At 40.4% G+C, this 451-nt stretch carries 1 protein-coding gene; it reads left to right on the plus strand.

What is annotated here, in order from left to right:
- The coding region (locus CWB62_RS18405) for a transposase (RefSeq protein ID WP_138556292.1) at positions 1-420 on the plus strand (420 nt) is incomplete at its 5' end.
- Positions 421-451 lie beyond the last annotated feature (31 nt).

Genomic DNA, 451 nt, shown 5'->3' on the forward strand with positions numbered 1-451 from the left:
AAACTTCAAAAACTGGTTAGTGAATGTGACGAATACAAAGCAAAAAATGCCATTATCCAAAGTGTGCCTGGTGTTGGCAATGTGGTCGCATTTAACTTACTTAGTGATATGCCTGAGTTAGGTTATGTGAACAACAAAGAGGCCGCTTCTTTAGTAGGTGTAGCCCCATTCAATCGTGAAAGTGGTGTGTATCAAGGTAAGCGAATGATACGTGGCGGCCGACCTAAAATAAGAACTGCCATGTACATGGCGATGATGTCAGCCATTCAGTGCAACTCTAAATTTAAAGACCTTTATCAACGCATGGTTAAAGCAGGAAAGCCTAAAAAAGTAGCCATTATTGCGTGTATACGAAAGCTGGTAGTGATCATAAATTCTATGGTGAGGGATGGTGTCATGTGGGATCCTAAAATGGTTTGAAATTAGGAATTGACACCATAGTCACTTGTTA

The organism is Pseudoalteromonas sp. S408, from assembly GCF_005886645.1.
GTDB lineage: Bacteria > Pseudomonadota > Gammaproteobacteria > Enterobacterales > Alteromonadaceae > Pseudoalteromonas.